This is a genomic window from Coralliovum pocilloporae, assembly GCF_030845175.1.
In the GTDB taxonomy this organism is placed as follows: Bacteria; Pseudomonadota; Alphaproteobacteria; order Rhizobiales; family Cohaesibacteraceae; genus Coralliovum; species Coralliovum pocilloporae.
In genome coordinates this window covers 2,902,780-2,917,240 of sequence record NZ_CP132542.1, presented here as the reverse complement: position 1 = coordinate 2,917,240, position 14,461 = coordinate 2,902,780, and the positions used below count along the sequence as shown (strand labels likewise).

The following is a 14,461-nucleotide window of genomic DNA, read 5'->3' as shown; positions in this document are numbered from 1 at the left end:
TTCCAGGTTGCACCCAGGAAAGCAGTACAGCCGGCCTCAAATACTCATTCGTTAACAGCAAAGAGAGGTTATAAATTCGCCACAATTGCTGCATTTGAGTACCGCTATTCGTCAAAATCTATACAAACTCATTCACATTCACCTGTTTCAGAAAGATTGAACATGACACTCAAGATCATGACCGCGGGGCTGGCATTGTCCCTGCTTGCCGCCTGCCAGGCCGTTCAGCTTGCCCAGCTTGATGTTCCCTCCTCCATTGCTCAGGACAGCTCCATCCAGCGCCTGGCCCTCACAGGGCTGGGCTCATCTTCAGGGCGTTATACTGTGGGGCAATGGCAGGGCGAATACACCACATCCGCATCAGCCTTTGGTGCATTTGATAACCTGTTCACCAGCAGCAAGTCGTCATCCGGCTTCACTATCTCGGGGCCAGGCTTTGACCAGGGCCTTGTCGCCCAGTGCGCCTATCGCGACTCGGCACTTTCCCTTGATTTTCTAAGCTTCGAGTTGGCAGAGGGCGCCTACAAGTGCACGTTCAAGAGCAGTTCTGGGGAGGAAATCGGCGGACTCGTTCTTGGAGAACCAAAACCAAACGGGCTCATTCAGTTCGACACCAAAAGCGCGCTGGAAGGACGCGTCTGGGTGAATGGCCAGGCACTGAGCATTGCATCCAGTCATAAAGCGCAAGGGGTTGCTCTACAGGTTGACAAGCCACTCGGATATATCTTCAAACGCGCTGGTTATCCGGTGGCAACGGCAGACCTCAACACCCGCACACTTCATCTACCGAACCTCAGCCGACCGGACGAGTTGCGCAGCGCACTGGCCGGAGCGCTGGCGGTCAATCTGTATCAGAATACATCCGACAACAGCTTCGGCCCGAGTTTCTGACACTCCATCAGCCACGCATGGCCTTGCCCTCAGGATCATAGGGCGAGGCCTCGATAACCGTGGTTGAACGCTCTACGCCCACGACATGGACAGACAGACGGGTTCCCGGCTTGGCCAGGTCACGGTTCACCAGAGCCAGTGCCAATGACTTACCCACGGTGTGGCCATATCCGCCGGAAGTCACAAACCCCACCCGTTGTCCATTCGACCAGATGGGCTCATACCCGCTGGTATCGGCACCATCGGCCTCCACATCAAGCGTCACCAGAACCTGGGCAGCACTCTGCTCATCCCGCTCAGCCCTGGCTGCTGCCTGGCCTATGAAGTCCGGCTTGTTCCAGTCTATCCAGCGATCCATGCCCGTCATGCCCGGTGTGTAGCCCTGGGTAAATTCAGCCGACCAGATGCCAAAACTCTTCTCCAGTCGCAGGCTTAGAAGCGCATTGAAACCAAACTCCCGGATGCCGACGTCATGACCTGCAGCCAATAGCAGACGACGCAGCGCGATATGCTCTGCAGCCGAACAATGGATCTCGTAGCCCAGCTCTCCGGCTACAGAGAGACGTCCGACCCTGGCGCGGATCAGACCGATATCGAATGTGCCGCAGCCCATAAAGGGCAGACTACCGATATCCTGATCGGTCAGGTTCTCGACAACCTGACGGGATTTCGGCCCGGAAAGAGAAAATCCGACCACGTCATCAGCAATATCCCGCACCATCACACCGTCATCCAGGTGATCATTGAACCAGCGCATATGCCAGTCACGCAGGTAATAGCTGCCCATCAGCCACCAGGTGCCATTGCCCCAGTTGAACAGGGTCAGATCTCCCTTCAGGCGGCCTTCCGGTGACAACATAACCGCCAGGCGGGAGCGCCCGGGCCCGGGCAGACGTGTGGCCAGAAGCCGGTCAAGCCAGCGTTCCGCGTTGGGACCTGAAATCTCAAAACGCGAGAAGCCGGAAATATCCAGAAGCCCGACACCGTCACGCACGGCCCGGCATTCCTCTCCGACAAGATCAAACGCATTGGAGCGCTTCAGCGATGGCGTTTCCTCAAAGCCGCTCGGTGCAAAATACAAGGGAACTTCCAGCCCCCAGCTCACACCCCATTTGCATCCGGCTTCCGTCATCGCATCGTGGGCTGGCGCCATCTTCAGCGGCCGCCCGGCGGGCAATTGCTCGTTGGGATAACTCATCACAAACCGGCGGGTGTAAAACTGACCGGTGGTTTCCCTGATATACTGTTTGTTGGTGGCAAATGCGCCGTAGCGGGCTACATCCATGCCAAAAACATCGGCTTCCGGCTCACCATGGATAATCCACTCAGCCAGAGACTTGCCAACTCCTCCCCCTTGCAGGAATCCGGCCATAACCGCGCAGGCGCACCAGTATCCGCGCTTGCCGGGGACCGGGCCAACCAGAGGGTTGCCGTCAGGCGAGAAGGTGAAAGCACCATTGACCCAGGTCTTGATCCCTGCCTCCTGAAGGCACGGATAGCGGCTGAACCCAAGTGTCAGCTCATTTTCGATCCGATCCAGATCTTCCTGCAGCAGTTCAATGCCGTAATCCCAGGGCGCGCCGTCCATCATCCAGTGCTGGTGTTTGATCTCGTAAATACCAAGCAGCATGCCTTTCTGGTCCTGCCGCATATAGGTGAACCCTTCCAGATCCACGGTCATTGGCAGTTCGTGGTCCAGTGCGGCCACTTCCGGAATGCTGTCCGTGACGAGATAGTGATGCTCAAGAGGCGAAACCGGCAGCTCAACTCCGGCCATCCGACCAACCTGCTTGGCCCAGAGACCTGCGGCATTCACCACATGCTCGCAACTGATCGTGCCTTTTTCCGTTACAACCTGCCAACCGTCTGCTGTCTGGTTCAGCTCCAGCACGCGATTATGCTCGATAACGTCAGCGCCGCGTTTTTTGGCAGCGCCTGCATAGGCGTGCACTGTGCCTGTGGTATCGATATAGCCTTCCCGGTCTGCCCAGAGACCACCGAGAAGCCCGTCGGTTGACATGACAGGGCAAAGCTCCCCGGCCTCTTCCGGCGTGACAAGACGACAATCATCTATGCCGATTGTCTGGAACACACGGTAAGCGGATTGCAGCCATTCCCAACGGTCTGGCGTCCCTGCGAGGGTCAGACCACCGGTCATATGCATACCGATGGACTGGCCGGATTCCTTCTCGATCTCTCCCAGAAGATCAATGGTATAGGCCTGAAGCGCGGCGATGTTCGGGTCAGCATTCAGAGCATGGAAGCCACCAGCGGCATGCCAGCTTGACCCGGCTGTCAGTACGGATCGCTCAACAAGCGCGACGTCTGTCCAGCCGAACCTGGCCAGATGATAAAGAACAGAGGCTCCAACGACCCCGCCGCCAATCACCACAACACGATAGTGAGATTTCATGCTGAACCCTCCCCGAGTGAACCCGGGGAGAAGCTAAGCAAAAAATACGGGATGCGTCTATACACATATGTACAGAAAATTCCGGAGGCTTATGCAGCCTCTCGCTGATCGGTCTCCAGCCAGCGATCGAGAAACTGGTCCAGCCACGCACGGACAGGACCATCATGCAGCATACGGCCTTCGAAATGTTCCTTCCTTGGCCGTGCGCCCGGCAGGACCAGCCACGGATCGCCAAGTGTGGTCCAGCGATACATCATCCGCAGGGTCAGTTCCGCATGGAACTGCACAGCCATGGCAGACGGTCCATAACGATAGGCCTGATTGGGAAATTCATTGCCGCCACGCGCCAGCAGTTCCGCACCACTGGGCAGCTCGAACCCTTCCGTATGCCAATGGTAGACCCAGCCCGGCCAATTTGCCATCAGGGTCTTGCCCTCTTCCGTCGGCTCAAGCTGGTAGTAACCGATCTCAGCAAAATCCGTATCATGCTTGGTCACTCCTGCGCCAAGCTGCTTGGCCAGCATCTGCGCGCCGAGGCAGATTCCGAAAAACGGGGCTTTGTCTCTCAACGGAACAGAGACCCAGTCGATTTCCTTCTTGATAAAGTCCTCATTGGCATTGGCACTCATGGGGCCGCCAAAGATGATGGCGCCAGCATGATCATCCATTGTCTCAGGCAATGGATCTCCCATAACAGGCTTGCGGATGTCCAGTTTCCGGCCTTTTGCCTCAAGCATCTGGCCAACGCGACCAGGTGTGGACCACTCCTGGTGAAGAACAATAAGTATCGGGCGGCTATCCGGCATTTTATCTGGTTCAGGCACGTCTGCAGACCTCCCCGTGGCCTTGTTATGCAACGCCCACCTCAAGGAATTGTCCCAAGACATCATGGCCTTGTCATGGCCAAACACAGGCGGCTTTCAAGCAGCACCCAGCGACGTCTCAAACAACAAGAAAGCTGTTACAAATTGCGGTCCACCCGGAAGCTGACCACCGTGCCCCAAAACAAAGCTTTCTTAGATCAATTCACTCAAAGACAGACCTTAAATTCTCGCGGACCTTTTGTAGCTTAGAGCTTTTAAAGATTCCTGAATCAGATGTATGCCCTGCTTTCAACGCATATTCTGATTGTATTTTTCCTCCGCAATATCCACAGGATACACTCTACGAACAAGCTGCTTTTCAACGGGCTGAATTGATGTAGAGTTCCCGAAAGGAATAACTCTTCCTGCCGGAGGTGATCCATGCCTGACGTCGCCCTGCCGTTCGCTCGAACAGAATATGCAAGCCGCCTGTCCCGTACGCGCTCTGCCATGGCAGAGGCGGGAATCGATGTGCTGTTTGTGGCAGACCCATCCAATATGGCCTGGCTGACCGGCTATGATGGCTGGTCGTTTTATGTACACCAGGGCGTTCTAATCGGACCGGACGGTGAGCCGGTTCTGTGGTGCCGCAGCCAGGATGCCAATGGTGGCCTTCGCACCTGCTACATGGATGCAGACAACATTATCGGCTATCCGGATCACTACGTGATGGCGACGGATTGCCATCCGATGGAACATCTGGCAGGCCTGATCCGCGAACGCGGCTGGTCTTCACTCCGCCTGGGCGTGGAGATGGAGAACTACTATTACTCCGCCAGGGCTCATGCGGTCCTGAGCCGGGAACTAGGCCCGTCGATTGCTGACGCCACGGCACTTGTGAACTGGCAACGGGCCTGCAAGTCAGACGCTGAGCTGAGCTATATGCGCCGCGCGGCCCGCATCGTTGAGGACATGCATCGTTCTGTGGCTGAAACCATCCGGCCAGGCCTTCGCAAGAATGAGCTTGTGGCGGAAATCTACCGGACGGCTCTCATCGGCAGTGAAGATGAAGCGGGAGCCTTTGGTGGTGATTATCCTGCCATCGTTCCGCTTCTGCCCACCGGGTCGGATGCGGCGGCCCCTCACCTCACCTGGGACGACAAAGTGCTGGAGACCGGTGCTGGAACCTTTTTCGAGCTGTCCGGCTGCTATCGCCGCTATCATGCACCGCTCTGCCGAACGATTTATCTCGGGACACCACCGGACCACATGCTCAGGGCTGAAGAGGCTGTTCTCGAAGGACTGGATGCCGGCATTCAGGCAGCCCGCGCAGGCAATACGACCGGCGATGTTGCCCGGGCCTTTCAGGCGGTTCTGGAACGGTTCGGCATCAAACGGGACGCCCGATGTGGTTATCCCATCGGCCTCAGCTATCCACCGGACTGGGGAGAGCGCACCTATTCCATTCGCGCATCTGACACAACAGAGCTGCGCCCCGGCATGACGTTTCATTTCATGCCCGGACTCTGGATGGATGACTGGGGTATGGAAATTACCGAGACACTCCTGATCCGCGATGAGGGTCCGGCTGAATGCCTGGCCAATGTTCCCCGTGCCATGGTGGTGAAATCATGACAGCAGCAGAGCGCCTGCAGGAAACCATCAGGTTGCTGACAGACCTGGTGGCCTTCCCGACTGTCTCAAGCGACAGCAACCGGGCACTGATTGACTATGCTGCCGACTACCTTGCCGGACATGGTGCAAAGCTCAACATCTGGGCAGATGACAGCGGAAAGAAGGCCAACCTTTTCGCAACCCTCGGGCCTGATGGGCCCGGTGGTATTGTCCTCTCCGGTCACACTGACGTGGTGCCAGTGGAAAATCAGGAGTGGAGTAGCGATCCCTTCACTCTGCGGGAATCTGACGGACGGCTGTACGGGCGTGGCACATGCGATATGAAAGGGTTCATCGCGGCTGCTCTCGCAACTGTTCCCCATTATGCCAGCCTGGACCTCAAACGCCCGCTCCACATCGCACTGACCTATGATGAGGAAGTCGGCTGCTATGGGGGCATGGCGCTTATTGATGCCCTTCAGCAGGCGGGCATCCAGCCCTCTGTGGCGATTATCGGCGAGCCCACCGAGATGCGTCTTATCGAAGGACACAAGGGTGGCTGCGAATATACCACTACATTCACCGGCACAGACGGTCACGCGTCAGACCCGGAAGCCGGGGTCAATGCCATTGCGTATGCGGTGCGGTACATTACCCGGCTGATGGAACTCGCAGATGAGGTCAAGACCCGGGCCCCATCCGTCTCCCGGTTCAGCCCGCCCTGGACCAGTCTTCAGGTGGGCACTATCTCAGGCGGCATTGCCCGTAATGTGATCCCGGGTCAATGCACGCTGGACTGGGAAATGAGGCCTATCCAGAACAGCGATCGCGACTTCATCAAAGAGCAGATCGAGGCTTATGTGGATGGTCATCTTCGACCAGAAATGCAGGCGGTTTCCGACAGGGCTGACATCATCACGGAGACAATCAGCGAGATCGATGGTCTTGAGCCTGTGCCGGACAACGAGGCTGTCCGGATCCTTTCTGAACTGACTGGAGCAAATCACACCGATGTGGTCTCTTTCGGCACAGAAGCAGGCCTGTTTCAGCGGCTTGGACTCAGTGCCGTGGTCTGTGGCCCCGGTTCCATTGAACAGGCACACAAGCCTGATGAGTTCATTGCCATTTCGGAGCTGGAAAAAGCTCTTTCTGTACTGGAAAAGCTGTCCAGGAAATTGGTCTGAAACAACTATTATTGTCATTGACTCTGAAATGAACGAGAATTTCTATTCTCACATTCTATTTATATTTCAGACTCTTGAATAATAATGCTTACATTTCGCTTCACTAGAAATTTGAAAATTCAATTAGGCGGCAGGCTGCTGGCAAGCCGCGCATAGACCGCGCAGCTCGACGGTTGATTTCTTCAAGCGGAATCCATCCCTGCCTGCCACATGGGCAAGCTGCTCCGCAAGGGAGCTGTCGCTGATTTCGGCAACGGAACCACAGTCTTCGCAGATGGTAAAGACAATGGCCTCGGCATGGGACGAACAGCCCTTGTGACAGCAGGCAACAAAGGCATTCAGGCTTTCCAGGCGATGGACCAGACCGATCTCCGTCAAACGTTCCAAAGCCCTGTAGACCTGCAATGGTGCCCTGAAGCCATGCTCGCGCAGCAGGTCAAGAATACCATAGGCACTCAATGGTCCATCAGCTGCTTCAAGAGCATTCAGAACCAGTGTCTGGTTCTTTGTCAGTGCACGTTCTGCACCAGCACTTTCTGCCATTCTCAACTCCGTTAGAGCATATTCCCGAAAAGTGTGTGCGGTTTTCGGACAAGACTATGCTTACAAGCAACCAGGGTCAGGACCTGTGGTTCAAACCTTGTGAGTACGCTTCAGTCCGGCCTCGATCATACGCCCCAGCGGGGACAGGCTGATCACAAACAGGAGAAGCGCGGCAACAACAATACTCGGGCCTGATGGTGTATCCCAGTGGAGAGAACCGAACAGGCCACCCACCACAGCCATGACACCAATCAGCGCCGACAGCAAGGCCATGATTTCCGGTCCGCTGGCAAATCGGCGCGCAGTGGCAGCCGGGATAATCAGCATTGCCGTGATCAGAAGCACGCCAACCACTTTCATGGCGATGGCGATGGTCACGGCCATCAGCAGCATAAAGATAAGCGTGGTGCGTTGCGGGTGCATGCCTTCAGCCTTGGCCAGTTCGTCATTGACAGTCGCAGCAAACAGCGGCCGCCAAATGAACACCAGACAGGCCAGAATGGCAGCCCCGCCGCCATAGATGATTGCAAGATCCCCTTTGGAGACCGCTAGAATATCGCCAAACAGAAGACCCAGCAGGTCAATCCTGACCCAGCTCATGAAGGCGAGCGCCACAAGGCCAAGTGCAAGAGCTGAATGAGACAACAGCCCGAGCAGAACGTCCGATGACAGGGTTCCCGCCCTCTGCAACCCCAGCAGGGCCAGCGAAATCAGGATCGCCACCGCAAAGACCGCCAGCGTGATATCCACCTCAAGAAGGAAAGCAAGCGCGACGCCCAAAAGGGCGGCGTGAGACAGGGTATCGCCGAAATAGGCCATCCGCCGCCAGACAACAAAACACCCGAGAGGTCCGGCCACCAGTGCCACGCCCAGCCCGGCAATCAAGGCCCTTACAAAGAAATCATCGAGCATGGCTATCGCACCCCTGGTGATGATCATGGTCATGATGATGGCCATCATCAGGATGACAATGATCGGTGATGGAGCCGTCTGCATGACGAACCCGGCCATCCGGCAGGTGCACATGATCGTGCTGATGGGCATAGACCGCCAGCGTCGCTGCGGCCTGCCCCCCAAAGAGGTCCCGATATTCCGCCGTCTCGGCAACGGCGGTTGGCGTGCCCTGGCAGCAGATATGTCCGTTCAGACAGATGACCCGGTCTGTGGCTGCCATAACCAGATGCAGGTCGTGAGACACCATCAGCACGCCGCACCCAAGTTCATCCCGAATATCCCGGATCAGATCGTACAAGGCGATCTCGCCTGAAAAATCCACACCCTGTACCGGCTCATCCAGAACCAGAAGCTGAGGCTTGCGGGCAATGGCACGGGCCAGAAGCACACGCTGGAATTCCCCGCCCGACAAGGTGCGCATATCTGCGCGCGCCAGATGGGCGACACCTGTCCGTTCAAGAGCCATGTCCCGATCCCGCTTCGGAACAGAGCCTGTCAGGCCCATAAACCGCTCAGCCGTCAGCGGCAAAGTCCAGTCAATCACAAGCTTCTGGGGTACATAACCAACCGTCAGGCCTGCTTGACGTGCCACGCTCCCCTCATCAGGTTTGTGAACACCCAGCGCCAGCTTTGTGGTTGTGGATTTCCCCGAGCCGTTCGGCCCAATCAACGTGACGATTTCACCAGCCTTCAGAGACAGGTCCACCCCACGCACCAGCCAGCGGTCACTGCGATAAAGCCCGGCACGGTTGAGGGAAATGAGAGCGCCATGCTCGTTACTCATAACATTCTGTCCTGACATTCCGAGACATGTTTGATCAGACCCGGCACAGGGGCCTGCTGTCAGGCCTCACCCTGTTTCGTATTGCGTCTCTATATGGCAGATGTTACAAGGTTACACAATCCTGTAACCTTATAACATCACAGCTACGGACCCGATGCAGTTATGATGCGTAAATCTCTTATCAATCGTCTTATGATGGCCAGCGGCCTTGCCCTCATCCTCTTGCAGCCATCCGGCGCTGTGGCCGCTGACAGCGATCCGTCCGTTGTGGTGTCGATCAAGCCGCTCCATTCTCTTGTTGCCCAGGTCATGGGAGACACCGGACAGCCGACCCTTCTGCTCGATGGCAATGCCTCTCCTCACACCTATACCATGCGTCCGTCCCAGGCCCGATCCCTCGCCGATGCCGACCTGGTTTTCTGGATTGGCCATGAGCTGGAGACCTTTCTGGAAAAGCCGCTTGAGACCATTGCCAGTAAGGCTGCCCAGCATGCCATGATGGATGCCACCGGCGTTGCCGCCCGCCCTTTCCGGGAAGGGCATGACCATCATGACGAAGACGGTGATCACGATGACCACGCCAAAGGGGAAGAGCATAAAGACCATGATGATCATCATGATCATGAGAAGCATGCGAAGAAGGATGATCACGGGCATGACGATCATGGGCATGATGACCACAAAGATCATGATGACCATGACAAGCATGCCGAAAAGGATGAGCACGGGCATGATGACGACAAAGAACACGGTGACCATGACGGCCACAATCATGCGGAGGGTTCGCTTGATCCTCACATCTGGCTGGATCCGGTCAATGCCAAGCATATGGTCGATGCCATTGCCAAAGCCCTGAGCGAGCAGAACCCGTCAAAGGCGGAAGTCTATAAAGCCAATGCAGCCAAAGCCGTTGACATGCTTGACGAACTGACCAAAGAGGTTGCAAGCAAGCTCGAGCCTGTGCACGAGAAGCGTTTTGTGGTGTTCCATGATGCTTACCAGTATTTTGAGGATCGGTTTGACCTCAAGTCTGCTGGGGCCATTACCCTCCACCCAGACCGCAGCCCGGGCGCAGAGCAGCTTTCAGAAGTTCGTCATACGATTGAAGAACTGGGTGCGACCTGTGTCTTTGCCGAGCCGCAGTTCGAGCCGAAGCTGGTGACGACTGTTGTGGAGGGCACCCCTGCCCGCTCCGGCACGCTTGACCCGCTCGGTGCGACAATTACCGAAGGCCCGGCGCTCTATGGAACGCTTATTCGCAATATGGCCAAGTCCATTCGGGACTGCCTGTCCGGCAACAGTTAAGAAGGAGCCTCTTTCATCTGCTGGAAAGCCTGCAGCGCCTGGTTTCGAGACTGTTTCAGGTCCACAACCGGATAGGGATATGTCACACCCAGGCGCAAACCGGCCTTGTTCAGCACATCAGAAGGGGCTTCCCACGGCTTGAACAGATATTTGTTCGGCAAAGCTTCAAGTTCCGGCACAAACCGCCGGGTATAGAGACCATCCGTGTCGAATTTTTCCCCTTGCAAAACTGGATTAAAGACACGGAAGTAGGGTGCGGCGTCAGCGCCGCACCCGGCTATCCACTGCCAGCTGGCACTGTTTGACGCGAGATCCGAATCCACCAGCGTATCCCAGAACCAGTCTCTGCCGTGATGCCAGTGCAGGCGCAGATTTTTCACCAAGAATGAGCCGACAATCATGCGAACACGGTTATGCATATAGCCGGTCTGCCACAATTCCCGCATGCCCGCATCCACAATCGGAATGCCTGTCTGCCCTCGCTGCCAGGCTTTCAGAAGCCCGCTGTCCTCCTGCCACGGGAAATTCTCGAAAGCGTGTTGCAACGGTTTTTCGACCAGGCTCGGCTCGTGATAAAGCAAGGCATATGAAAACTCCCGCCAGCCCAGCTCACTGAGGAAATGATCCTGATCGCTCCCCTCATATCCATGAGACGCGGCAGACCAGACCTGATTGGGCGAGACCTCTCCCCAATGGAGATGGGGGGACAGGCGAGAGACATGTGCTTCAGCCGGGCGGTTCCGACCATCCTTATAGCCGGACAACCCTGATGACAGGAAAGCCTCAAGCCTCTGCCGGGCTCCCACCTCGCCCGGCTGCCAATGCGGATCAAGCTGCTCGGCCCATGGATGGTCGGCGCGCAACGTCAGACCATCCGGGCTAAAACCAGCATCATCCGCATCAGGGGTAATCGTTTCTATGTGGCCGGGCGCAGGCAAAGGCTTTCTTGGCGGGCGGGCTGACAGGCAGCCCTTACGATAGAAGGGCGTGAAAACACGGTAAAGCGTGCCATCTGCCTTGAGCACCTCATGTGGCTCCCATAACAGCGATCCATTGTGGCTGTGAACGGAGATCCCCCGCGCCTTCAAGCCTGCCTTGATGCCCTTGTCCCTGGCAATTCGCCAGGGTTCATAGCACCGGTTCCAGCCCACGTGTTCAATCCCGTAGCGGTCGATGATATCCGGCAGAATCTCTTCGGCTCGCCCGCGATAACAGCGCAAGCCGCCACCCAGCGCTTCATTCAAGGCCGACAGGGACTTGTCCAGCCACCAGCGCCCTGCTCCACCGATACGGGCATCCCCGGCATTCTCATCATCGAGAATATAGACTGGCAGGACAGAACCACGCGCCGCCGCTTCCAACAGAGCGGGATTATCAGACAGACGCAGATCCTGACGGAACCAGTGCAGGCAGCGTATTCCTTGAGTTTCTGAACGTGTCACAGATGGCGTCTCTTATCTTGGCTTGAACGTACATTAGGGTTCAAGCCCTTAGGCTTAACCATGTCTATACGCATCTGCAATGAACTTGGATGCCCAAAAAACCAACAAGCCCCTTAAGAATAGACAAAATAAATATTTTATTAATTGGCAATAAAAATCTGATCCATAAGTTTTATTTCCCCGTATTCTTCATACGTAATACGAATTCCAAGCAAAACCGGGAGATTGTTATGCGCATTTTTGCGATCGCTACCACTTTGTCCGCAGCATTGCTTACAGCAACGGCAGCACAGGCAAAAAATATTGTTGAAACAGCCGCTGGGGCTGGCCAGTTTGAAACACTCCTTGCTGCTGCCAAGGCTGCTGGTCTGGCAGGTGCTCTGGCAGATGGAGAAAACCTGACCGTGTTTGCGCCGACCGACGATGCCTTTGCCGCTTTGCCTGAAGGTACTGTCGAAAACCTTCTGAAGCCAGAAAACAAGGCTCAGCTGGCTGCTGTCCTCAGTTATCACGTCCTCCCTCGCAAACTGATGTCAAACCAGCTGCCGGGCGGCACCATCCATGTGAAAACCATCAAGGCGGATGGAGATCGTCTTCTGTCAGTGGATAAATCATCCAATGGTGTAACCGTTGACGGAGCCAATGTGATTTCAGCGGATATTGTCGCCGACAATGGTGTGATCCATGTGATCGACAAGGTCATGCTGCCAACGGACTAAAATCCTCGCTAACCAACTACTCTTCGGCATATCAACCCAGATATGCCGAAGTGGCATCAGCCAAAGGTTTCTCCGCCACCTTTCGGCAGACACCGGATCAGCCGTGATGTCAGCACTGCTGCCTGACGGTGGACAACGGCCTCGCTGTAAACAGGATGTTTCACCATGGCCATGAAGGCTGAAGCATTGGGGTAATGTGCGATAAAAACAGCATCCCACTGTTCGGTTTCCGGGCCAATCACCATGGTCTGCATGGCCCCGCTCCAGATAACCGAGCCGCCAATGTCCTTCAGAACCGAAGCGCTTGTGGCGCCATAGAGCTGATAAGCCTCTGCGCCGGACATATCCTTGTCAGCATTGGGATGATCATCGGGATAACACGCCTTGTCTCTGAACCGGACCAGATTCAGCATATGAATATCATGATCACGTGGCAGCGCCTTGAACGCTTCCCACGCTGCGCGCTCCGGATCTATATAGGCATCCTGATCCAAACCGGTTTCTCCTGTCTCAAATCCATATGAAAACAGCGTTTTTGCTAATCTGCCGCGACATCAGTGTCGTATGATGGTGAGAACGAATGCAAGCAGGAACTTTATGAGCAAAACGACAATGCCATGGTCCACGGTCTGGGTTATCGGTGCCAGTTCCGGTATTGGCGAAGCCTTTGCGCGACACTGCCACCGGAACGGTCTGTCGGTGATCGTCAGCGCACGCCGTGCGGATGCACTCTGGTCGATGGCGAATGACTTGCCCGGCCTGCAGGTTGTACCAATGGACGTGTCGTCCGGCCAGTCTGTTGACATTGCAATACAGGCCCTGAAAGATCAAAACCTTGTACCTGATCTGGTTGTCTTTTGCGCAGGAACCTACGAACCGGGCGGCCTGACAATCCTGGATGCTGATGCAGCATCAGATCATATGAACATCAACTATATCGGTGCTATCCGGGTGATTCAGGCCGTGATGCCGATATTCAGGGATCGCGGCACAGGACATCTGGCGCTTGTGTCATCCCTGACCGGTTACAGAGGCCTGCCGAACGCCGTTCATTACGGACCAACCAAGGCCGCGCTGATCAACCTGACAGAAACGCTTTATCCGGAGTTCGAGCGGCTGGGACTGGACCTCACCATTATCAATCCGGGTTTTGTCAAAACACCGATGACGGACAAGAACACCTTCGAGATGCCGTTTCTGATTTCGGCCGCAGAAGCGGCAGATCACATGTGGGAAGGCTTGCGCAGGAAGCAGTTCGAAATCGCCTTCCCGGCACCACTTGTCCGTCGCCTGAAAGCCTTGCGACTTCTGCCGTACAGGCTCTATTTCCGCGTTATGAGGAGTATGCTCTGATGTCTTCGTCACCGGAAACCGTCCGCCAACGGACAGCTGAAGCCTATGCGGCCTATTTCGGCAGTGTGACACCGGAGACCGCAGGAGATATTCTACCGCTTGTGACGGATGACATTCATTTCATCGATCCATTCAATGATATTCGCGGCAAGGACAAGCTTGTCACGGTCATCCATCGGATGTTCGAGGATGTGGACGCGCCGTCCTTCACCATTCTTGACCTGGCATGGTCCGGGGACCTCTGCTTCATGCGCTGGGATTTTGACTGCCATCAGCGCTGGCTGGGCCACTGGACCGTACGCGGCATGACAGAGCTTCAGTTCTCAGAGGATAGCCTCGTTTCTGCTCACTACGATTACTGGGACGCCAGCCGCCATTTCTACAGCAAGCTGCCACTCGTCGGCCCGATGATCCGCTTCATTGCCAGAAAGGCCGCTGTGGGGTGAGAGAAACCCC

14 protein-coding genes are annotated in these 14,461 nt (G+C 56.0%); 7 read left to right on the top strand and 7 right to left on the bottom strand.

The window, feature by feature from the left end; all coding sequences use genetic code 11:
• The first annotated feature begins 162 nt into the window (after nt 1–162).
• Complete coding sequence (locus RA157_RS13320) at nt 163–891, top strand: hypothetical protein (protein WP_350333619.1); 729 nt, start codon at nt 163–165, stop codon at nt 889–891.
• A 7-nt stretch (nt 892–898) separates the two neighbouring features.
• On the opposite strand, the gene RA157_RS13315 is transcribed toward RA157_RS13320, so the two are convergent.
• Together RA157_RS13315 and RA157_RS13310 are read right to left on the bottom strand one after the other, a co-directional pair.
• Nucleotides 899–3,304 carry a GcvT family protein gene (locus RA157_RS13315; protein ID WP_350333618.1) on the bottom strand — a complete coding sequence of 802 codons (2,406 nt, stop codon included), beginning with the start codon at nt 3,302–3,304 and terminating at the stop codon, nt 899–901.
• A gap of 89 nt (nt 3,305–3,393) precedes the next feature.
• Nucleotides 3,394–4,110, bottom strand: coding sequence for a glutamine amidotransferase (locus RA157_RS13310; RefSeq protein ID WP_350336200.1), 717 nt, complete (start codon nt 4,108–4,110; stop codon nt 3,394–3,396).
• A 438-nt stretch (nt 4,111–4,548) separates the two neighbouring features.
• On the opposite strand from RA157_RS13310, the gene doeA reads away from it, so the two are divergent.
• Nucleotides 4,549–5,742 carry an ectoine hydrolase DoeA gene (gene doeA / locus RA157_RS13305; protein WP_350333617.1) on the top strand — a complete coding sequence of 398 codons (1,194 nt, stop codon included), beginning with the start codon at nt 4,549–4,551 and terminating at the stop codon, nt 5,740–5,742.
• Nucleotides 5,739–6,905 carry an acetylornithine deacetylase gene (argE, locus tag RA157_RS13300; RefSeq protein WP_350333616.1) on the top strand — a complete coding sequence of 389 codons (1,167 nt, stop codon included), beginning with the start codon at nt 5,739–5,741 and terminating at the stop codon, nt 6,903–6,905. Before doeA ends, argE begins: the two co-directional genes overlap by 4 nt.
• A 123-nt stretch (nt 6,906–7,028) precedes the next feature.
• On the opposite strand, the gene RA157_RS13295 is transcribed toward argE, so the two are convergent.
• From RA157_RS13295 to RA157_RS13285, 3 genes are all read right to left on the bottom strand, one after another.
• A complete protein-coding gene (locus RA157_RS13295; protein ID WP_350333615.1) occupies nt 7,029–7,448 on the bottom strand; it encodes a Fur family transcriptional regulator in 420 nt (139 codons plus the stop codon).
• Nucleotides 7,449–7,538: 90 nt separating this feature from the next.
• A complete protein-coding gene (locus tag RA157_RS13290) occupies nt 7,539–8,360 on the bottom strand; it encodes a metal ABC transporter permease (RefSeq protein WP_350336199.1) in 822 nt (273 codons plus the stop codon).
• On the bottom strand, nt 8,350–9,186 hold the full coding sequence (locus RA157_RS13285) for an ATP-binding cassette domain-containing protein (protein ID WP_350333614.1): 837 nt from the start codon (nt 9,184–9,186) through the stop codon (nt 8,350–8,352). The genes RA157_RS13290 and RA157_RS13285 overlap by 11 nt, the downstream gene beginning before the upstream one ends.
• 162 nt (nt 9,187–9,348) lie before the next feature.
• On the opposite strand from RA157_RS13285, the gene RA157_RS13280 reads away from it, so the two are divergent.
• A complete protein-coding gene (locus RA157_RS13280; protein ID WP_350333613.1) occupies nt 9,349–10,491 on the top strand; it encodes a zinc ABC transporter substrate-binding protein in 1,143 nt (380 codons plus the stop codon).
• Here RA157_RS13280 and RA157_RS13275 read toward each other — a convergent pair.
• Nucleotides 10,488–11,933 (bottom strand): cryptochrome/photolyase family protein, encoded by a 1,446-nt coding sequence (locus tag RA157_RS13275; RefSeq protein WP_350333612.1) that lies wholly within the window; start codon nt 11,931–11,933, stop codon nt 10,488–10,490. The genes RA157_RS13280 and RA157_RS13275 overlap by 4 nt on opposite strands.
• A 230-nt stretch (nt 11,934–12,163) precedes the next feature.
• Here RA157_RS13275 and RA157_RS13270 point away from each other — a divergent pair, with 230 nt between their 5' ends.
• Complete coding sequence (locus RA157_RS13270) at nt 12,164–12,652, top strand: fasciclin domain-containing protein (protein WP_350333611.1); 489 nt, start codon at nt 12,164–12,166, stop codon at nt 12,650–12,652.
• A 56-nt stretch (nt 12,653–12,708) separates the two neighbouring features.
• On the opposite strand, the gene RA157_RS13265 is transcribed toward RA157_RS13270, so the two are convergent.
• On the bottom strand, nt 12,709–13,146 hold the full coding sequence (locus RA157_RS13265; RefSeq protein ID WP_350333610.1) for a DUF1330 domain-containing protein: 438 nt from the start codon (nt 13,144–13,146) through the stop codon (nt 12,709–12,711).
• 103 nt (nt 13,147–13,249) lie between these two features.
• On the opposite strand from RA157_RS13265, the gene RA157_RS13260 reads away from it, so the two are divergent.
• Together RA157_RS13260 and RA157_RS13255 are read left to right on the top strand one after the other, a co-directional pair.
• Nucleotides 13,250–14,005 carry an SDR family NAD(P)-dependent oxidoreductase gene (locus RA157_RS13260; RefSeq protein WP_350333609.1) on the top strand — a complete coding sequence of 252 codons (756 nt, stop codon included), beginning with the start codon at nt 13,250–13,252 and terminating at the stop codon, nt 14,003–14,005.
• A complete protein-coding gene (locus RA157_RS13255) occupies nt 14,005–14,451 on the top strand; it encodes a nuclear transport factor 2 family protein (RefSeq protein ID WP_350333608.1) in 447 nt (148 codons plus the stop codon). Before RA157_RS13260 ends, RA157_RS13255 begins: the two co-directional genes overlap by 1 nt.
• Nucleotides 14,452–14,461: the final 10 nt, after the last annotated feature.